At 36.3% G+C, this 18,735-nt stretch carries 19 protein-coding genes and 1 pseudogene; 8 read left to right on the top strand and 12 right to left on the bottom strand.

What is annotated here, in order from left to right; translation table 11 throughout:
- Positions 1-4: 4 nt before the first annotated feature.
- Positions 5-1,018 (bottom strand): annotated as a pseudogene (locus D0S48_RS17875) (serine hydrolase domain-containing protein).
- Between the two features lie 10 nt (positions 1,019-1,028).
- Positions 1,029-1,502 carry a GyrI-like domain-containing protein gene (locus D0S48_RS17870; RefSeq protein ID WP_144539022.1) on the bottom strand — a complete coding sequence of 158 codons (474 nt, stop codon included), beginning with the start codon at positions 1,500-1,502 and terminating at the stop codon, positions 1,029-1,031.
- A gap of 89 nt (positions 1,503-1,591) precedes the next feature.
- On the opposite strand from D0S48_RS17870, the gene D0S48_RS17865 reads away from it, so the two are divergent.
- Genes D0S48_RS17865 through D0S48_RS17855 form a run of 3 tightly spaced genes read left to right on the top strand, consistent with a single transcriptional unit; the run spans position 1,592 to position 4,660 of the window.
- Positions 1,592-2,494, top strand: a complete 903-nt coding sequence (locus tag D0S48_RS17865; protein ID WP_144539023.1) for a DoxX-like family protein — start codon at positions 1,592-1,594, stop codon at positions 2,492-2,494.
- 11 nt (positions 2,495-2,505) lie between these two features.
- Positions 2,506-3,114 (top strand): DUF4166 domain-containing protein, encoded by a 609-nt coding sequence (locus D0S48_RS17860; RefSeq protein ID WP_151113096.1) that lies wholly within the window; start codon positions 2,506-2,508, stop codon positions 3,112-3,114.
- Positions 3,104-4,660, top strand: a complete 1,557-nt coding sequence (locus D0S48_RS17855) for a YndJ family protein (RefSeq protein WP_225321643.1) — start codon at positions 3,104-3,106, stop codon at positions 4,658-4,660. Before D0S48_RS17860 ends, D0S48_RS17855 begins: the two co-directional genes overlap by 11 nt.
- 218 nt (positions 4,661-4,878) lie before the next feature.
- Here the strand turns inward: D0S48_RS17855 and D0S48_RS17850 are convergent, their stop codons facing one another.
- The 3 genes from D0S48_RS17850 to D0S48_RS17840 form a co-directional block, all read right to left on the bottom strand.
- Positions 4,879-5,649, bottom strand: a complete 771-nt coding sequence (locus D0S48_RS17850) for a class I SAM-dependent methyltransferase (RefSeq protein WP_151113092.1) — start codon at positions 5,647-5,649, stop codon at positions 4,879-4,881.
- Between the two features lie 130 nt (positions 5,650-5,779).
- Positions 5,780-6,169, bottom strand: a complete 390-nt coding sequence (locus D0S48_RS17845) for a DUF378 domain-containing protein (protein ID WP_151113090.1) — start codon at positions 6,167-6,169, stop codon at positions 5,780-5,782.
- A 76-nt stretch (positions 6,170-6,245) separates the two neighbouring features.
- Complete coding sequence (locus D0S48_RS17840; protein WP_144539033.1) at positions 6,246-6,422, bottom strand: asparagine synthase; 177 nt, start codon at positions 6,420-6,422, stop codon at positions 6,246-6,248.
- A 338-nt stretch (positions 6,423-6,760) separates the two neighbouring features.
- On the opposite strand from D0S48_RS17840, the gene D0S48_RS17835 reads away from it, so the two are divergent.
- Positions 6,761-7,300 (top strand): 2'-5' RNA ligase family protein, encoded by a 540-nt coding sequence (locus D0S48_RS17835; protein ID WP_151113088.1) that lies wholly within the window; start codon positions 6,761-6,763, stop codon positions 7,298-7,300.
- A gap of 37 nt (positions 7,301-7,337) precedes the next feature.
- On the opposite strand, the gene D0S48_RS17830 is transcribed toward D0S48_RS17835, so the two are convergent.
- Together D0S48_RS17830 and D0S48_RS17825 are read right to left on the bottom strand one after the other, a co-directional pair.
- A complete protein-coding gene (locus D0S48_RS17830; RefSeq protein ID WP_144539037.1) occupies positions 7,338-8,426 on the bottom strand; it encodes a mechanosensitive ion channel family protein in 1,089 nt (362 codons plus the stop codon).
- A gap of 98 nt (positions 8,427-8,524) precedes the next feature.
- On the bottom strand, positions 8,525-9,400 hold the full coding sequence (locus tag D0S48_RS17825) for a DMT family transporter (RefSeq protein ID WP_151113086.1): 876 nt from the start codon (positions 9,398-9,400) through the stop codon (positions 8,525-8,527).
- Between the two features lie 325 nt (positions 9,401-9,725).
- On the opposite strand from D0S48_RS17825, the gene D0S48_RS17820 reads away from it, so the two are divergent.
- The 3 genes from D0S48_RS17820 (at position 9,726) to D0S48_RS17810 (ending at position 12,381) form a co-directional block, all read left to right on the top strand.
- Positions 9,726-10,424 carry a response regulator transcription factor gene (locus D0S48_RS17820; RefSeq protein ID WP_144539039.1) on the top strand — a complete coding sequence of 233 codons (699 nt, stop codon included), beginning with the start codon at positions 9,726-9,728 and terminating at the stop codon, positions 10,422-10,424.
- Entirely contained in the window at positions 10,417-11,526 is a 1,110-nt protein-coding gene (locus D0S48_RS17815) for a HAMP domain-containing sensor histidine kinase (RefSeq protein ID WP_144539041.1), read from the top strand. Before D0S48_RS17820 ends, D0S48_RS17815 begins: the two co-directional genes overlap by 8 nt.
- 69 nt (positions 11,527-11,595) lie before the next feature.
- Positions 11,596-12,381, top strand: a complete 786-nt coding sequence (locus D0S48_RS17810; RefSeq protein WP_151113084.1) for a M15 family metallopeptidase — start codon at positions 11,596-11,598, stop codon at positions 12,379-12,381.
- Between the two features lie 83 nt (positions 12,382-12,464).
- On the opposite strand, the gene D0S48_RS17805 is transcribed toward D0S48_RS17810, so the two are convergent.
- The 4 genes from D0S48_RS17805 to garR form a co-directional block, all read right to left on the bottom strand.
- The gene (locus D0S48_RS17805) at positions 12,465-13,784 is read right to left on the bottom strand and encodes a gluconate:H+ symporter (protein WP_144539045.1); all 1,320 of its coding nucleotides are present in this window, start codon (positions 13,782-13,784) and stop codon (positions 12,465-12,467) included.
- A 363-nt stretch (positions 13,785-14,147) separates the two neighbouring features.
- Complete coding sequence (locus D0S48_RS17800; RefSeq protein ID WP_151113082.1) at positions 14,148-14,984, bottom strand: class II fructose-bisphosphate aldolase; 837 nt, start codon at positions 14,982-14,984, stop codon at positions 14,148-14,150.
- A gap of 15 nt (positions 14,985-14,999) precedes the next feature.
- Positions 15,000-16,439, bottom strand: coding sequence for a four-carbon acid sugar kinase family protein (locus tag D0S48_RS17795; RefSeq protein ID WP_151113080.1), 1,440 nt, complete (start codon positions 16,437-16,439; stop codon positions 15,000-15,002).
- Complete coding sequence (garR, locus tag D0S48_RS17790; RefSeq protein WP_151113078.1) at positions 16,439-17,335, bottom strand: 2-hydroxy-3-oxopropionate reductase; 897 nt, start codon at positions 17,333-17,335, stop codon at positions 16,439-16,441. Before garR ends, D0S48_RS17795 begins: the two co-directional genes overlap by 1 nt.
- Before the next feature lie 226 nt (positions 17,336-17,561).
- Here garR and D0S48_RS17785 point away from each other — a divergent pair, with 226 nt between their 5' ends.
- A complete protein-coding gene (locus D0S48_RS17785; protein ID WP_370455706.1) occupies positions 17,562-18,194 on the top strand; it encodes a GntR family transcriptional regulator in 633 nt (210 codons plus the stop codon).
- A 39-nt stretch (positions 18,195-18,233) separates the two neighbouring features.
- Here the strand turns inward: D0S48_RS17785 and D0S48_RS17780 are convergent, their stop codons facing one another.
- Complete coding sequence (locus D0S48_RS17780; protein ID WP_151113076.1) at positions 18,234-18,716, bottom strand: DMP19 family protein; 483 nt, start codon at positions 18,714-18,716, stop codon at positions 18,234-18,236.
- Between the last annotated feature and the right edge of the window lie 19 nt (positions 18,717-18,735).

The following is an 18,735-nucleotide window of genomic DNA, read 5'->3' as shown; positions in this document are numbered from 1 at the left end:
CTCCTTATAAACTATTCATCACACTATCGCCAAAGGACCTTATATCCGCTAGAAAATCATGGTTTTCTGGAGAACCGTAGCTATTAACCATTCGGACTGCCACTATATCGTGATCGGGTATGACAAGCACTGCAACGCCTGTAAACCCTAAAATTTGATAGGAGCCACACGGGACCATTTCCCCAATTTCCGTCTTTTTCGCCTGTAAATCCTTCACAAACCAAAGGAATCCATGCTGAGGCAGATCCTTATCTATTGTACTTGGACTTATAAGGGAAGTGGATAGTTGAATAATTTCTTTTGGTATAACCTGCTCACCGTCTATAAATCCTAGCTTTAGATGAAGGTAACCCCAATAAGCTAGGTTTCTTGCTGAAATGAACATATTGATTTGATCACCTTCTGCACTGCTTGTAGCTACTTTTTTTGGTTGACCGGTTTCACTAATTACTTCGGCGATTTTTGGACCGATTTCCGTATACCAGCCAGTCTCGTTTAACTGTAAAGGCCGAAACACCTGCTCCGTTAGTAGATCAGCTACTGTTTGTCCTGTCGTTATTTTTACTAATTCGGCTAGTAATTTAATATTAATCTGTCGATATGCCCAGCTTTCCCCGGATAAAAACTCTCACACGATTTTCCCGTCCTGCTCGGTTAACCCATGCGAGTGTGTCAATAGGTGTCTAATCGTCGTTCCACGAAAAATCTCTTCCTCTAGATTTGCAATATACTTTGTCACTTCGTCATCAATCGAAGCGATATAGCCATGATGTACGGCATATGCTACCGCGAAACCTATGTAGCTCTTTCGAACAGAAGCTACATGGAATTGTGTATCTGCTTGAATATTTCTGGAATTAGTTCTAGTCGATTGAGTACCCCAATATTTTTCTAATACAATTTCATCCTTATAAATGACGATAGCAGCTGCTCCAGATGCAAAAACCGATTCATATGTATGCTGAACATGCTCCTCTACTAAACTGAATTGATTAGTTAGGTTATTTATTAGTTGCATTCCTCTATCCTCATTTCCATTTCAATGTATCTAATAGCTCTACATCTAAGTTGTGACTATCCTTCCAGCTAGTAAATATCTCTAAATGCCATTTTTCCTTTGCTCTCTCATATTCTGTTTCTTCTATTCTATTATGGAGTACGTTATAGGAATTAAATATTTCATGATTCGGTCCTCTATGTCTATATGATCCATATCTTTGAGGAGGAATTGTTAAAGCCATCATATCTTCTGGAACATTCACAAAATCCGTTACTTCTACACATACCCAATAACCATCCTCCTCCTCAGATTGAGCATCTACTATGAATGCCCCTATTTGGACTGATGGGTTCTTAACCAGTCGAATTTCTCCTATTCTTCGGTCTAGCTCTAGAGAAGCTTTTGGGATTTCTTTACCAAATTCTTCTCCCGGACACAATACGCGAAGTCCGATTAACTTCAGCTCTCCTAAATCCTTAACCCATTCATGTACTATTGTCATCTAGATCCCCCTTAAAAGCCCATATATTATCCCTATTCTATATACCTCGTACAAAGTCCTTTATGATATTCTAAAGGAGAGGTGGTAATATGAAAAATAAACCAATTTATGTAGAGACTACAATTTACACAGATATGGACAGATTATGGGAGACATCTCAAGATCCCTCACTACATGAGCAATGGGATTTGCGTTTTTCCTCTATCACTTATTTACCTAAAGAAGATGATGAACCACAATTGTTTGAATATAAAACGAATATTGGATTTGGATTAGCCGTTGCCGGTTGGGGAAAAAGTGTGGGTACCTTTCATGCTAATGATTATTCTCGAACATCCTCCCTCCATTTCGGTACCGATCAATGGATCTCTCCTATTAGCGAGGGTAAGGGTTATTGGAAGTACATTCCAGAGAAACAGGGGATTACCTTTCTGACTCAATATGATTATGATGTGCGGTTTGGAGGACTAGGAAAAGTAATCGATCGGCTGCTTTTTCGACCAATGATGGGATGGGCAACAGCACTTAGCTTCGATGTACTAAAGAGGTGGCTAGAAAAGGGTGATGCACCATCTGGACAGTTTATACGATTTTTCAGTCACTGGATTATCACCATCTTGTTCTTTTTTGTGTGGGTATATCATGGTCTAATTCCTAAGCTAATCCTAATGCACCCTGAAGAAGTATCGATGACCCAAGGCTTGCTTCCCTTTACCTTCAATGAAGCGCAAAATATAGTAGCAACAGCTGGGGTAATAGAAATTGTATTTGGTCTCCTATGGTTACTATATAAAAATAAAAGAAGATTGTTAAAAATCCAGTTAATCATTTTTCCTTTACTCACGCTTACTACAATAATAGGAGACGCTACAGTTTTCGGAGATCCATTTAACCCATTAACGTTTAACCTATCATTGTTTGCGTTAACGATTATCGGTTTGTTCGTTAGCAACGATATACCTACAGCAAAAAACTGTAAACGTTCAAGATGAGGAGCTTAAATATGTCCATCTACAAAGAAATGCTAGGAGAACAATTTCATAGACTCCATCCTATGCTTAAAAGTCGATATACTATTGCACCCCATACAACCTTTAAGGCTACAGGAGTGATGACGAAGATAAAGGGTGGGCCTAGATGGCTATCCCCCTTCTTTCTTTTAGCTACTCGCTGGAAGTTTTTATTTCCCGAGCAAGGAAAAAACATACCATTTCGAATTGTAAACAAAGGTCAAATTGGTCCAAATGGAGAACAACAGGTCGTCTGGGAAAGAACATTTTTTTTCCCGAAAAAAACAAGATATTTTAATGCATTGATGAGCCTAGATCCAAATGGACTTGTAAAGGATTATCTAGGCGAGCCTAGCTTGTTCTACTCTGAACTTTTTTTCCTTGTAACAGAGGAAGGAAGTATGCAAATAGAATCTAGGAAACAACGCTTGGTTATTGGAAAACTAGAAGTTTCTTTACCTGAACTATTAAAAGGGAATGTTCTTGTGAAAGAAAGCTATCTAGAAAAACTAGATGCGTTTTCCATCCATGTTTTAATTACCAATCCTATACTAGGCACCTTGTTTGAGTATGAAGGAGTGTTTCAGGCAGATGACCTATAAATGGATCGCCATTCTACATACTATTTTATTTCTATTTGTCGCCATCTTTAGTGTAACTCCATGGTATTTTCTAATGTTGACCGTGGCACAAATTTTATTTGTACCACTTGTATTGAGATTAGTTTTAAGAACAGAGCAGAGAATTTATTTTTTAGTCATACCTGCTATTATTGTAGTTTCTTTGTTACAAATGACAGGTGAAACAAAGTTTGATATTCTACTAGCATTTATATATTTACTTTTTACTCTTGTAGTAGCTACCTATGGATTTAAACGCTTTGTTCAAAGAGGATTTTCCCACTTAGAAGAGTTTGCTATTGATATGGGGTTCATGTATTTATTTATCGGAGGCCTTTGGTTTTTTGCCTCTATAGTCGAGTTAGATACAGGATTTTCACCAATTTTGACTTGGCTGACAGGCATCCACTTTCATTATTCCTCCTTTCTTTTGCCTATTTTCATCGGGTTTTTAGGAAGAATATATAAACCAATTGGCTATAAACTACTCACTACGATTATTTTAATATCACCGATGGTAGTGGCGATTGGCATTACTTTTTCCACCTTAATAGAATTTGTCTCTGTCATTCTTTATATCATTGGAATTTACGGATTCATAATTTTGTCCTTAAAGACAACATATAAAAATAGCTTACAGAAACGTTGTGTCGTGACATCATTCGGAGCTTTAGGAATTACTATTATTTTTTCTCTTCTCTATACAATGGGAAATGCCTTTGGGTTATTTGGAGTCACGATTGACTTCATGTTGAAGTTTCACGGATTTCTCAACTGTGTGGTCTTTGCTGGGGTTGGAATCTTCGGATGGTCTATGTGGACTCCTCCTACCAAGCATTTAGGCTGGTGCTTTCCAGTAAGCAATATTAGGGGGAAATGGAATGTCGGAGAAAAAATACTATCCAACCATAAAGGAAACTCCAGCTATAGTGGCCTAGTAGACGATATGAATGTATATGTGGACAGCAAAGCACTACCTTCAAGGATTATCGACTTTTATGAAAACACTCAGCGCTATCGTTTGTTTTCTGAAGTCAGTTGGCATACATGGTTTAAGCCTTTTGCAGTTATTTACAAAGTCTTTAGTAAAAAAATGCAACAACTGAATCTACCGATTTCCTCTAAACAAATGGAAATGACAGGTAACATTGTAGCTATAGAAGATGGTCGTATGAAGACGAGAGCTTGGATTCGCAAAGTTGAACAGGATGTCATCTTTGTCGCTTTATATTCCTTACACCAAAAAGGCGACAAAAGCTATATGAATATTGCCTTACCACTCCCTTGGTCGACTATGATTGGCATATTGGAATTACATGAAAAGAATGGGAAGCTGCTGTTAACTAGTAAGAGAGCATCAACCTCTGATGCTGGAATTTACCTCGCCTTTGGCAATAATGTCTTTAAGCTTCCTCTGGAGGAACAATTTCTTTTAGAAGAAAAGAGTGATGTACTAACTGCAAGACATCAGATGCGAATCTTTTCAGTTCCCTTTCTGACAATCAAATATAAAATTATTTGGAAATAGTTAAAAGCGCAAGCTCCCTTTGACGGGTCAATACATGCTTAATTTCCACTTTATACGGACACTTTCCGTGGGGAGAGCGATAAGTCATCTCCGTCGCTATACGCGTTGTATGGTGATGTCTTATCTGCCTCACTCATCACATTGGAGTCGCCTGTCGCTTCAATTAATAAATAATAGAAGGTTGAGAATGAAAGACTATCTTTCTATATATTAACTTACTACTTTTCAAGTTCTTCATCGAATTGTAATTTGCTACATTTAATAATGAGAGTAGTCGGTATAAGCTGTGCTTTTTCAAATGAGTACCATCTATTCACATGGCGTTGTAAATCTGCCTCCTCCGAATACACCTCTTCTATAACTTCTTCGATTTTAAAACCAGCGTTTATAAGCTTATTGATATATGTACTAACTTTAAATTGTTGCATGATTGCTTGAGTATCCCAAAATTCATGGTCATACGGACCTTCCTCTTGATAGGATTTGTTGAAAATAAAGCTTCCTTCTTCATGTTTTACTCTACTATGTAAAGGATGCTCCCAGCTAAAAACAAAAATACCTCCTGGTTTTAAATAGGAATGGATATTCTCTAATGTTTGATCTAAGTCTGTAGTCCAACCAATTGCAAAAATAGAATATACTACATCAAAATAGTTTAGTGGCAATCCAGGATTCGTTTCCATTGGTGACTGGAATAATCTCACTAAAAATCCTTGTGTCTTTAACAATGTTTTTGCAGCGTTAATTTGGTTTACCGATAGATCTATACCCCAAAGTTCTCCAGCGCCTCTCTCTCCCATATATAGCAAGGAATGGCCACTTCCACAGCCAATATCCAATACTTTGAGATTTGCTACTTCTCCAAAAAGATTCATTTGCTCCTCACGCGGAGCCATTGGTCCATACTCTGGAAGAGGGTTTCTTCCATAAAAATGTTCTGCTGATTTTTCCCAGCTTTCTTTATTTATCTTCAATGACTCAATATTCATCTTGTTCCTCCATATAATCCAAGTTTTTTCTTTTAATATTCGCTATTTGCTCCTATTATCCTTTTGTTTGCATATAAAAAAACTGACGAACGTTAAAACGTTCGTCAGTTTTCCTAGTTCTCATACAGAATTATTTCTTCTTTTTCTTAGAAGTTTTTTTATAATAATTCGTTTGAGGGTTTGTTGTTGAATTACCAGTCGAAGCTTTAGTTTGTGGATCTGCTGCAACAATAATTTCCTCTTCTTCTGCAAATTCCGTATCATAGCTTAGATTTCTGTAAGCTTGACGATTACCGTCTTTGGAAGAACTCGTACTGTTTTGTTCGTCCTCTTGGGCAAACAGAAGTGGTATACATGCTATTCCGCTCAAGCCAACAAGTGCGTACACTACTCGAGCAAACGCAGAAGTTTGTCCACCGAAGATAGATGCTACTAAATCAAACTCAAAGAATCCGATTAAACCCCAGTTTAATGCACCAATAATAACTAATGCTAAAGCAATTCTGGATATTACTGACATGGACCAACACCTCCTTCATTTTGTGTATGTGAAGCTAGGTAATAAGAAAGGAAAAACGAATTCCTCCATTTGAATCTTAGCGACGGTGTTCAACTAAATCGATTGCTCCTAACACTATATGTGCCAGGCCAAAACCTATAATTGAACTCGTTATTAATGGTGAGATGCTTCTATTGTTCCTCAAGGCTACTCCAGTTGTAGTTACTGCTGTCCCTAATACTGTCGGGATTAATCCCTCGCGAATACTCTCCATAAAAACACTCCTCTCATTAATTGCTATGATTCGTTCTTATCTTTCGCAATAACTATCTGTTTATACAATTCATCGAATACGAGGAAAATTATGATTTTGAATGGTTTTCATTTGCTCTAAAATTTTTACATCTTTTGGATTTTAAGTAAGTATCTATATGATATAATTGTGCAAATAAATACTCTATATGAAGAGGCTGACAGGATTGGGCTTGTTGGTAATAATGGCATTGGCATACTTACCAATCTTTTATAGAATACATAAACGACTGGACAATTTAGAAAAAGAAGTAGAACGTTTAAGAAATGAGCGTTAACTAATAAAAAGGTGTGTGTATTATGTATGGAATAATTGCTTTATTTGATGAAGAAACCGAACAACAGATTATTGAGGTATGGAATGATTTGAAAGATCAAAACATCTCTTCCTATGCATCTGAAGTCAAAGACCGAAAACCACATATAACTATTGCCAGCTATAAAAATTTAAATGTTGAACAATATATAAAAGAAATGGATCGATATTTGCAAGAGAAGGTTTCATTAACTATTTCTTTTGAAACGATTGGGTCATTTATTAATTCTGGAGCACTTTTTTATTCTCCCCTAGTTACTAAAGAATTAATGGATTTTCATATGGACTATCACGAACATTTCAAAAAAAATCAAGAAGAAGACTCGTTATACAATCCAGGTCGTTGGATTCCCCATTGTACAATTGCTAATCGTTTGACTAAGGAAAAACTATTAGAGGCCATGCATCATTGCTCATATAACCAAACATCCATTTCTGGTTTTATAAAAGAAATTGCCTTGATTGACACATCGACGGTAGGATATGCACCTATTTTATATTCCAAAAAATTAAAAATTATATAAAGAAAAAACCGCCAAGAGATAGTCTCTGGCGGATATATTATTCCTCTGTTTTCATCGTTTCATTCTGAACTAATTCCGAATCCACATAAACTTTTCGACTTTGAAGGGCAATGGAAACTCCTTCGCGTTCTAAAATTTCCATGATACTAAAGTTAATATCTTCTTTTACCTTTAAAAACTCAGCCCAAACTGTTGTATTAGTAAAGAAATATAAGAAAATATCATACCCATTTTCTTTAAATGCATCAAATTTTACGAAAATCGTTTCTGGGTGAACTCCTGAATGCTTACTTACAAGCTTTTCAATTTCTTTTACTATTAACTCTAATTTTTCCTTAGGCGTCTCTTGAGATACTCGTAGGTTAAAATTAATTTGTCTTTTACCCATTTTACTCCAGTTTGTAATAGGACCATTTGCAATAGTCGCATTCGGCAAGGTGACTACTGCTTGTGCAAAGGTCCGTATTCTTGTGCTTCGGAAAGTTATATCCTCCACTGTTCCCTCAACATCAGGAGTTAAAATCCAATCCCCTATTCTGAAGGGCTTTTCCGTGATAATAACAAAACCACCTAATAGATGAGAAAGAGCATCCTTTGCAGCAAAGGCAATAGCTACTCCTCCTAAACCTAGTCCTGCTACAAATCCACTTACGTTATAACCAAATTCCTCAGCAACAACACTAAAACTAATGACAACAATAATAACTCGTAAAGCCTTTGAAAGAAAAGGAATGAGTATATCATCGATATCGAGGTTATATCTATTTCTCATTTTAGTGAAGAAAGTAGAAGAATCAGATGACATATTATATAATCCCCAGCTTATAAGAATAATATAGGAAACTCTTATAAGCACCAGGAAGAATTTATTAGTTTCATCAAAGTGTGGAAAGAAGCTAGCTGCTACATAAATACCGACTGTAATAAACATCCACTGAATAGGCTTTTCAAAAGAACGAAAAAGATTAGTCAATGTATCGGTCGGAGTTTTATCGCTTAGCCTGATTAACAGGTTAAATACATATTTCGAGAAAATTTTCCTCAAAATAAGAAACACTAATAGTATACCAATAGATATACTAAGGTTCTTCCAAAAAATATACGTGATAAAGATAGACCAATCCATAAAACATAATACCTCCTAACAAAATCAATCCATATCATAACACAAATTCTTACTAAACTTTAATGATTTGCTGTTATTAAATAGATTGAAAATGTTCCTTATATGAAGGTTCGCCTTTTTTTCAATAAGTTAAACTTTGTTTCTGAAATAACAATAGCTAATAGTATTAGTATCGCTCCCACAAGCATTTTAACTGTTAATATTTCACTTAATATGATGACCGAGAATACCATACCCCAGAATGATTCCGTTGATAATATAATAGCCGCTTTTGTTTCTGTTATGTACTTTTGAGCAACCGTCTGCATTAAATAAGCAATCGTTGTTGAAAAAACACCTAAGTATAACAAATAAAGAACTCCCTCTGTTTCAACAGAAAAAGTCGTCTCTCCCCTAAAGAATACAATAATCCAAGCAATTAAAGCCGATGTACCCATTTGTACTATCGTTAATACAACTGGATCCTCTTTCTGAACGAAGATAGCAGTGTAAAAAATGTGAAATGCAAAGGCAACTGCACAGCCTAGCGTTAGCAAATCTCCCACATTAATCTCGGCAGACAATTTTAAAGATAGAACTGCAACACCAGCTATTGCTAATATTGCCCCTGTTAGTTCATACATATCGATTTTCCGCTTGTATATTAAAAAACCGATAAAAGGTACAATTACAACATTTACAGCGGTTAAAAATGCATTTTTGGACGGAGTTGTAAATTGAAGCCCCACCGTCTGTAAAGCAAATGCAACATACAAAAATACCCCCAGTACTATTCCGCTTAACAAAGTACGCTTTGTAAGTCTTTTGAACTTTTTAAAAAACAAAACGCTTAATAATAATGCGCCCATTAAAAAACGCACGGCCAATATTTGATAGGGTGTATAGTGCTCCAACGATACCGCACTTGCTACAAATCCGCTCCCCCAAATAATAGCGGTAACAATCAACAATATTTCTCCTATGTATCTTTGCATTCTCTTCACCAACCTAACCAATTTCATACCTGTAAGTATATCGTATAGATTGAATAAATAACTATTTTACTTTAAAAAAACAAGTCAAGTTCTTGCAGGAATAGTTTATAAAAAAATGGTTGATTTCTATTTTAACCGGACGCGTTCCGTGGGGTTGTGATGGCTCATCTGTCTCACTCTGTACAGCTTGATGCAACAAATTCTTCTAATAAATGTTAAGCACTTTACTTCAGAAAAATTTAAGATTTATCGTCTATAATAATTATATTTGCTAAGATTGACCTATATTTATAACAATTAATATTGAAATGGAGGCATTTTCACCTTGAAAACAAGAACAATACTAATAATCGATGACGAAACAGAAATTGCCCAACTTGTTTCGATTCATTTGCAAAACGAAGGATTCAAAACCTTACAGGCACATAATGGCCTTGAAGGTCTTGAAATATTTAAGAATAATCCTATTGATCTCGTCATTTTAGATATTATGATGCCTCATTTAAATGGTCATGAGGTGCTTACACAAATACGCCAAACACATCAAACACCGATCATTTTTTTAAGCGCCAAGCAATCAGACTTCGATAAAATTAGCGGGCTTGTCATCGGCGCAGATGATTATATGACAAAGCCCTTTAATCCTTTAGAGTTAGTCGCTCGGGTTAAAGCACAATTAAGAAGAGCCTTTCAGTGGAGTCAAACGGAACAGACAAACACGAAGGATATTATTCAACTTCAAAATCTCATTATCAAAGCAAGTGAAAGAACCATCACGGTAAATGATGAAAAAGTTGATTTAACCCCTAAGGAATTTGATATTTTATTATTGTTAGCAAGCTCCCCTAACCAAGTATTTAGTTCTGAGCAAATCTTTGAAAAGGTTTGGAAGGAGCAATATTTTGAAGGGGCTAATACCGTCATGGTTCATATTCGCACGTTACGAAAAAAATTAAATGATTCGAACAAAGCTAAAAAAATCATCGAAACGGTTTGGGGAGTAGGCTATAAAATCAATGAATAAATTTATACACAGCTTCCGCATGCGCATTATTTATTTGTTTATAAAAAGCTTACTCATTGCAGCATTTATTACATTTTCCATTTATAAGCTATTGCAGCTTTATTACCGAAAAAATGTTTATTACGGTGACACCTATATGTATTACCGTCAATTGATGCGACAAATCGGCGATGTCTATGTATTCATGGTCATTTATATACCGTTGGCCATTATCATTTTCTATTTGTTAACAAGAACGTACACAAAATATTTTAAGGAGATTTCTGAAGGCATCCGTCATTTAGCAGATGGTGACTTTTCCTACAAAACACAAATTTCCTCCAATGATGAATTCCAATACATTGCGAAAGATATTAATGAGGCAAGTACCCGATTGAAGCAAGCAATTGAATCACAAGCATTGTCTCAGAGTAGTAAAGAAACATTGATTGCCAATTTAGCGCATGATTTACGGACACCATTAACCTCTGTCATTGGTTATTTAAACTTATTGCAAAATCAACTCAACTTAACGCCTGCACAAATAGAAGAATACACAAAAATTGCCTATAATAAATCACAATATTTAGAGGAGCTCATTGAAACATTATTTGATATTTCTAAATTAGATTTATCTTTAACTTTAAACACAACGGAACAAACGACTATTAATATACAACAATTACTTCTTCAATTGATTAATGAAATGTATCCCCTCATTGATGAGAGGGATGCCAAAATCGAAGAAAGCATTGAACCGAATCTATTCACTATGGGGAATGGAAAGGAACTAGCACGTGTTTTTGAAAATTTATTAAGTAATGCCCTACGGTACGGTGACTTGACAGAGCCTATACAAATCATAGCCAAAAAAACTAGCAAGACAATCGAGATTCGCCTCAGTAACCACGGTAGACCAATTTCTGAGGATGACCTGCCTCACCTTTTTGATATGTTTTATACAGTAGATCAATCGAGAAGTTTACAAAAAAAGCAAACGGGGCTAGGTTTGTATATAGCCAAAACAATAGTGGAAAAACATCATGGGTCCATCCATGTTTGGAATGGAGAGCAGAGAATTCATTTTGAGGTAACGCTTCCTCTCGATTTAAGAAATATTTAAGCTTTTACCCACTTTCTATTTAAACTCTCTTCCTTAAGCTAGGAACTATTAGAAAAGGAGAGAGTTTACATGAAAAAAATATTAGTGGCCATTGTATTGATAATTATTGGTTTTCCATTCTTTTTAAAGAATTCTCCAGCTCTAGAGCAGGAAATCCCGTTACATAATGAATCTGTCCATAACGGAGAGCTAATCTTAGTCAATAAAGAAACAAAACTACAGCAAGACCCAACTAACTTAGCTGTTATCCCATCAAACCTAGCGAGTAATGTCGTCGTAGATTCAGAGTACCTGCTTGAAAAGAAAGTCATTGAACCTTTACAGAAAATGTTTGAACAAGCTGCTAATGATGGTATTCATCACTTTAAAATCAATAGTGCCTACCGTAGCGGAAATCTACAACAGCAACTTTATGAGGAAAATGGTGCTAGTTATGCACTTCCTACTGGATATAGCGAACATCAAAGTGGCCTTTCCTTAGATATTGGATCCACTCAAGGTACGATGGAGAAAACGCTAGAAGGTGAATGGCTGGCAAAGAATGCTGCTGATTACGGCTTTATATTACGTTACCCCAAAAACAAAGTAGACGTTACGGGCATTGCTTTTGAGCCTTGGCATTTCCGCTATGTTGGTCTGCCTCATAGTGTCATGATGGAGAAAAAGAATTTTGCGTTGGAGGAATATTTGTTATTTTTAAAAGAAAAGCGACATTATAAAAAACAAATAAAAGGTATTACTTATTATGTCCAGTATGTTGAAAACATAGAGGTTGCTCACATACCAAATACTGATCAAGTTAATATTTCTGGAGACAATCATACTGGGTATATCATTACTTCTGTTATTAATTAATGCGATTCATGGTTATAAAATAAAAAAAGTGAAGACAAGCCAAAATCGGCTTGTCTTCACTTTTTTAAGAACCTTTAACATGCTTAAACAAACATATTTAATATTAAGACTCCTGCTAATCCAACTAAGGAGATAATCGTTACCATTACAGACCATGTTTTAATCGTTTTCCCGATAGACAGGTTAAAGTATTCTTTATAGATCCAGAACCCTGCATCATTTACATGAGAGAAAGTTACACTACCAGCACCTGCTGCTAATACCATAAGCTCTGGACTTACACCAGTAATACCAACTAAAGGCGCTGCTATACCAGCAGCAGTCATACCAGCAACTGTAGCAGATCCAACTGAAATCCTTAAGATAGCAGCAATTAACCACGTCATTAACAATGGTGAAAGAGTAGAACCAGCCATTATATCTGAGATATACACATCAATTTGACTATCAATCAGCACTTGCTTGAACGCACCGCCTGCAGCAATAATTAGAAGAATCATAGCAATCCCACCAACTGCATCAGAAACAGATTGCATTATATCCTTCATCTTTTTGCCTCTGTTTATACCAAATGTAAAGAATGCAAAAATTACTGACAATAGCAATGCCACGTTTGCATTACCGATAAAATCAAAGAACGGCATAACAGCTGAGTCAGGTGCAATAATTTCAACCACTACCTGAGAGCCTATTAAAATAACCGGCATAAGAGAAGTAATAATACTTGTAACAAATCCTGGCATCTCTTCTTCCGTGAACTCTTTAGGATTAAATAAACCCTTTGGAATCTCTACCTCTAAAAAATCCTTTTTAAATAACTTTGTGTATAAAGGACCTGCTAGAATAATCGCTGGAATCGCAATTAAAATTCCATATAGCATTGTTTTACCTATATTGGCATCAAACACACTTGCCACAGCAGTTGGTCCAGGATGTGGTGGTACGAAGCCATGCATAGTAATTAGTGCGGCTATAACCGGCATACCAATGTATAAGACTGGTACTCCAGCGGCAGTTGCAATTGTAAATACTAAAGGAATCAGTACTACTACTCCTGTTTCAAAAAACAACGCAATTCCCACTACAGAAGCTGTAAGTACCGCAGCTAGTTGGACTCTCTTTTTACCAAAAGAGTTTATCAGGGTATTGGCTATTTTCTGAGCACCACCTGAATCCGTCATTAGCTTACCAAGTATTGCTCCAAATACAATAATCATAGTCAGACTTCCGAGTGTTCCCCCTAGCCCGCCTTGAACAGATGTCATAGCTTCTAAAGGGGTCATACCTTCTAATATCCCAACGACTAAAGCAACTAAAATCAATGAGATAAAAGCGTTCAACTTGAATACAATCATTAATAAAAGTAATAGGGCAACCCCTATACAAATAGATACTATTGGCATTGTAATCCTCATTTCTATAAATGTTATTTAAATTCTATTTATTTGAATCAATTTTAAAAGTCAGAATTATATAAAAAGATAATACGGAAATATAAAATAGAAATACATACTTTTTAATCATAAAGTATAATTGATTTTCGCTCTAAGCGGACGCTTTCCGCGGGGTGAGCGATAAGCCATCACCGTCGCTTACGCGTCGGGTGTGATGTCTCATCTGTCTCACTCATCCCGCCGGAGTCGCCGCCTGCCGCTACAATCAACCATGTGTTAAATAGTCGTTTTTTATCAGTAAAGTACTCAGGTTAACTTAATTAAGATAAAATTTTAGAAATAGGTAAAGTACTACTTATGAAGTTTACAAACTTATTTATTTGCAAATAGACGAACAAATTTCGTCATTACTGGTTCCATTGCCTGTTGCATTTCAGACATAACAGTTGATAGATGAACCATATTTTTAGAAGCTAAGTAGTCTTGCATAAATGAAACGGCAGCCATCGATACTTCAGTATTGACGTTCACTTTACATATACCAAGTTGGACTGCATCTTTTACTACAGCCTCTGGAGTACCAGAGCCCCCGTGTAATACTAAAGGAAGATCTACTGCTTGCTGGATTCTCTTTAGTAAGGGTAGATCGATCTTTGGCTCTCCCTTATACATACCATGCACCGTACCAATCGCTGCAGCTAGGAAATCTACTCCCGTAGCTTCCACAAACGCTTTGGCAGCCTTTGGATCGGTTAAAGTTCCCGTTCCCTCTTCCTCATCAGAAAATTCTCCTTTGGCTAAAGATCCTATTTCTGCCTCTACAGATACACCTGCCATATGCGCAATTTCAACTATTTCCTTCGTCAGGCGGACATTTTCCTCGAATGGATGTGCAGAACCATCAAACATTACTGAAGTGAAACCACATCTAATAGCGCGGATAATAGATTCTTTTTCATAGGCATGGTCTAGATGTAAAGCAACCGGCACTGTTGCTTTTTCAGCCATCGCTTTAACCATTGCTGCAAATCCCTCTACATCAACTGTCGGGAAGTATCTTTCTCCTAATGCAATGATGACAGGCTGATTTTCTTGTTCTGCTACCTTGATCGCTGCTTGGACTGTTTCTAAGCTATATACATTAAAGGCAGCAACAGCATATTGATCGCGTTGAGCATCCGTTAATATTTTTTTTGTATCCACTATCATCTTTAGAATCTCCCCTTATCTATTCAACATGTCTACTGTCTCTTTTAGTGTTGTTACCGCTCCCACATTTCCTGGGAAAATAACGTAAGCTATTCCTGGAAATTTACTTTCTTCACCAGTGAGCCACACTGGAATACCTGGCTTGATTTGCCCAGCTACTGTAGCTCTTTTTACTTCTAAACCTCTTGTCCCAATATCACTCGAAGTAATACCGCCTTTAGCGATTATGAAGTTCGGGCGAATACTTAGACGTTGAACAATGCTAGTAACTGCATCTGAAATTTGAACAGAAAGTTTTAGCTCTTCTTCCTTTTTACCTTCGCCTAAATCTAGTCGTTCCCGTCTTGTATAAACTGTGACTGTCTTGCCTTCTTTAATAAGGCTCTCGGTTGTTTCAATCACTCGATCAATTTCTTGTTGGAATTTATTTGCCTCTAAAACTAAATGGCAATCAAACTCGATAAATTCAATAGATTCGTTTGTTTTCAACACTTCTAATTGCTCGGTAGTTTTTTTCACATGAGATCCCACTAAAATTAACCCGCCATGATTTGTTTCTTCCTTAATCAATTCTTCTCTTGTTAAAAGTGATTTATCGCTAACTCCTCCAATAACCTTTGTGAGCGCTGCTGCACTTCTAAACATAAATTGCTTTCCAGCCTTCATAGCCTTCACTAGGGCTATAACAAAAATCTCGACATCTACGTAATCTACTGCATTTACGACTACCTTATCGAAATTTTTAACTTGTAGCAGTTGGTTTGTAATACCTTCTACATTCAATTCTCGTAAGCTAGTTAATGAAATATAAGTTGTTTTTTCAGCAGTATACTTACCTTCCGTTTTTTCTTCTACCCATTCACCTAAATGAGACTTTTTATATCCGAAGGTTCTATCTTTTGCGAACTCTGTCTCTCCCGCAGGAACCAATTGTTCGTCATATTGCACATAGTGAATATTGTCTATTGTGAAACGGCCGCCCTCCTTAAAGAAAGGAAGGATTACCTCACCGTCATATTGAACATTAGAATTCTGTTCAACCGTATTTTTTAAAACTTCCGTTTCAAGTGGATAATGACCTCTTAGAGTGGAATCTCCTCGACTAATAACAATAAAATCTTTCTTTACTTTATTGGCTACCTTCACAATATTTTCAGCAATCTCTATATGAGCTTGTTCCGTTTCTGCCGCAGTAAAGCCTCGAGAATTGGTTAATAGAAAGAACATTGTATTGTCTTCCTTGAAGCCCATCTCAATACTTTCTATAGACCAATCTGTATAAACAGAAATTCCGTGTACGGTTTGAACACCGGTTGGATCATCATCTAAAACGATAATTTTTTTATTTAAATTACGTAATTCATCTTTCAGCATTTGTTGAACTAATTTTGTATCTACCGAAGGAATAGATGCTAATACCTCTTGTGTATTGCGTGCTTCTTTACTGTTTATCATCATTCCGCTCTCCCTACTTCAACATTCGCAAGTTTTTCGTAATACTGAACAATTCCACCATGGTCATCTGCTGCTTTTCCATCTACTTTTAAAGCATGGAAAATTTCGACTAGCTGACTTGACAATGGAAGAGGAACACCAATTTCGTGCGCTGTTTCCATCACATTTGTCATATCCTTAAGATTAATGTCAATTCTTCCTCCAGCAACAAAGTTACGGTCTAGAATTAGTGGAACCTTTGCATCTAGCACTGCACTTCCCGCTAATCCACCACGAATTGCTTGGTACATTTTTTCTACATCGATTCCTGCTTTAGCAGCTAGCACTAATGCCTCGGACATTGCTGCAATGTTTAAGTTCACTATAACTTGGTTTGCTAATTTTGCAGTAGTACCACTACCATTCCCACCAACTAAAGTAACTTCAGCTCCCATTGCATATAAAACGTCCTTCACTTGATCAAAAGCTTCTTCTTTCCCACCAACCATGATTGCAAGTGTACCGTCGATTGCTTTTGGCTCTCCTCCACTTACGGGCGCATCTAACATTTCTACACCTTGTTTTCTCGCCTTTTCCGCAATCTCTTTAGAAACTACAGGAGAAATAGAACTCATATCTATAATTACAGAGCCTTCTTTAGCTCCACTAAGTACTCCATTTTCTCCTAGCACTACTTGCTGTACGTGATGAGATGCAGGAAGCATTGTAATAATCACTTCACTGTTTTCCCCAATGACCTTTGCTGAATCTCCCGCAGTTGCCCCGGCATCAATTAATGCCTGCACTGCTTCTTTATTTAAATCATTTACCATTACTTCAAAACCTTTAGACAATAAATTTATCGCCATTGGTTTTCCCATAATTCCTAATCCGATAAAGCCAACTTTTTTAGCCATAATATATATTTCCTCCTAGTGTTTTTGTAATAATTATTAAGTTTTTATAATTGAAACCGCTTGCAGGTTATTTCAATAAAGTTATTGTATACTCTTTTTTCATTTTTGTATACATTTTAGACACATTTGTATCCATTAAAAATCAAGATTTTTTCTAAACTATCTTTCTTTCTTTATTTTTGTTAAGTTTATGGTAGAGAATTAATGGACTTTAGGAGTGAATTAAATGGGAATGTTACATTCAAATAGTCGGACAGCTTCCCAGCAAGCATACGAGGAAATAAGAGATCGGATTTTAAATGGAGAAATTACTGGAGGCACAAAAGTAGTTGAAGAAAAACTTGCTACGGAAACAGGCTTTAGTCGCACTCCTATTCGCGAGGCTCTTCGTCAGCTAACGAACGAAGGCCTCATCGTAAACAAAAAAGTCGTTCAACCTTCCGAAAAGGACCTACGGAACCTTTTTCAAATGAGGATTCTATTAGAGGGCTTTGCTGCAAAGACAGCAGCTACCTATTTACCAGAGCAAGATTTGGAGACTTTAGCAAACTGTATTAAGGTTGGTAGGGAAGGAACTCCAGAAGAAATTATGGAGGCAAATGAACTCTTTCACCAAATTATTGTTAATTCTAGTGGTAATTCTCATATGATTGAAACAATTGATCGGATGAAATCTATTATTTATTTGTTCCGAAAAACTGTAGTATTATATAAGCGACCACAACTGATAGATGAGCATGAGGAAATTTACAAGGCTATTTCCCAGCAGGATACCGAACAAGCAAAAGAGTTGATGGAGAAGCATTTACAAGCAGATTTAGACTTTTGTCTCCATATTCTCAATGTTTCAAGAAATTAAAAAGGATGGTTGTGACAATGTCACACCATCCTTTTTCCATCAATTATCTAGCTCAAGTACCTCTTTATATATAATCAAGGCATATTTGTATATTTGAGCATTTATCTGCTCATCTAAATTTCTATATTCCTTATCGGCTTTTTCAATTATTTTCATGAAATCTGCTTCTAGACTTTCATAATTAGGACCTTCAAATCCACGGCTTTCTATTACCTCAAAAATATTCACCATTTCTTTCAAATAAGCCTTCTCAATCTCAGCGTAATCATTAGCACCAATCTGCTCCAACATTATAGCCAGTCGTCTTAAGTATTCGTGAGTACCCATCTGTTTGATTGGCTGTGAAAACCAATTGAGTAAGCTTTCATGTCCACCGCTTTCCATCTCACAAAAATAATTAAATAAAATATAGAAATCATTCATTTTTTCATTTTCTGTCGGAAAAGAGTAGTTTCCATAGGCGGCTAAAACTGCATTCCAAATGTCATCGTTAGTGAGTATCTCACTTCGCTTGATTTTCATGTTTGGAGCCCCCTGACTT

This window comes from Psychrobacillus sp. AK 1817, assembly GCF_008807035.1.
GTDB classification, from domain to species: domain Bacteria; phylum Bacillota; class Bacilli; order Bacillales_A; family Planococcaceae; genus Psychrobacillus; species Psychrobacillus faecigallinarum.
Note: the sequence above shows the minus strand (reverse complement) of the source record. Positions and strands in the feature narration are given on the sequence as shown.

Coding starts and splice junctions, on each gene's coding strand:
- D0S48_RS17870 (WP_144539022.1), bottom strand. CDS start 1,502: ATGACAATAGTACATGAATGGGTTAAGGATTTAGGAGAGCTGAAGTTA.
- D0S48_RS17860 (WP_151113096.1), top strand. CDS start 2,506: ATGTCCATCTACAAAGAAATGCTAGGAGAACAATTTCATAGACTCCAT.
- D0S48_RS17810 (WP_151113084.1), top strand. CDS start 11,596: ATGAAAAAAATATTAGTGGCCATTGTATTGATAATTATTGGTTTTCCA.
- D0S48_RS17840 (WP_144539033.1), bottom strand. CDS start 6,422: ATGGAGAGTATTCGCGAGGGATTAATCCCGACAGTATTAGGGACAGCA.
- D0S48_RS17855 (WP_225321643.1), top strand. CDS start 3,104: ATGACCTATAAATGGATCGCCATTCTACATACTATTTTATTTCTATTT.
- D0S48_RS17865 (WP_144539023.1), top strand. CDS start 1,592: ATGAAAAATAAACCAATTTATGTAGAGACTACAATTTACACAGATATG.
- D0S48_RS17835 (WP_151113088.1), top strand. CDS start 6,761: ATGTATGGAATAATTGCTTTATTTGATGAAGAAACCGAACAACAGATT.
- D0S48_RS17815 (WP_144539041.1), top strand. CDS start 10,417: ATGAATAAATTTATACACAGCTTCCGCATGCGCATTATTTATTTGTTT.
- D0S48_RS17850 (WP_151113092.1), bottom strand. CDS start 5,649: ATGAATATTGAGTCATTGAAGATAAATAAAGAAAGCTGGGAAAAATCA.
- D0S48_RS17785 (WP_370455706.1), top strand. CDS start 17,562: ATGGGAATGTTACATTCAAATAGTCGGACAGCTTCCCAGCAAGCATAC.
- D0S48_RS17845 (WP_151113090.1), bottom strand. CDS start 6,169: ATGTCAGTAATATCCAGAATTGCTTTAGCATTAGTTATTATTGGTGCA.
- D0S48_RS17800 (WP_151113082.1), bottom strand. CDS start 14,984: ATGATAGTGGATACAAAAAAAATATTAACGGATGCTCAACGCGATCAA.
- D0S48_RS17830 (WP_144539037.1), bottom strand. CDS start 8,426: ATGGATTGGTCTATCTTTATCACGTATATTTTTTGGAAGAACCTTAGT.
- D0S48_RS17825 (WP_151113086.1), bottom strand. CDS start 9,400: ATGCAAAGATACATAGGAGAAATATTGTTGATTGTTACCGCTATTATT.
- D0S48_RS17795 (WP_151113080.1), bottom strand. CDS start 16,439: ATGATAAACAGTAAAGAAGCACGCAATACACAAGAGGTATTAGCATCT.
- D0S48_RS17780 (WP_151113076.1), bottom strand. CDS start 18,716: ATGAAAATCAAGCGAAGTGAGATACTCACTAACGATGACATTTGGAAT.
- garR (WP_151113078.1), bottom strand. CDS start 17,335: ATGGCTAAAAAAGTTGGCTTTATCGGATTAGGAATTATGGGAAAACCA.
- D0S48_RS17805 (WP_144539045.1), bottom strand. CDS start 13,784: ATGCCAATAGTATCTATTTGTATAGGGGTTGCCCTATTACTTTTATTA.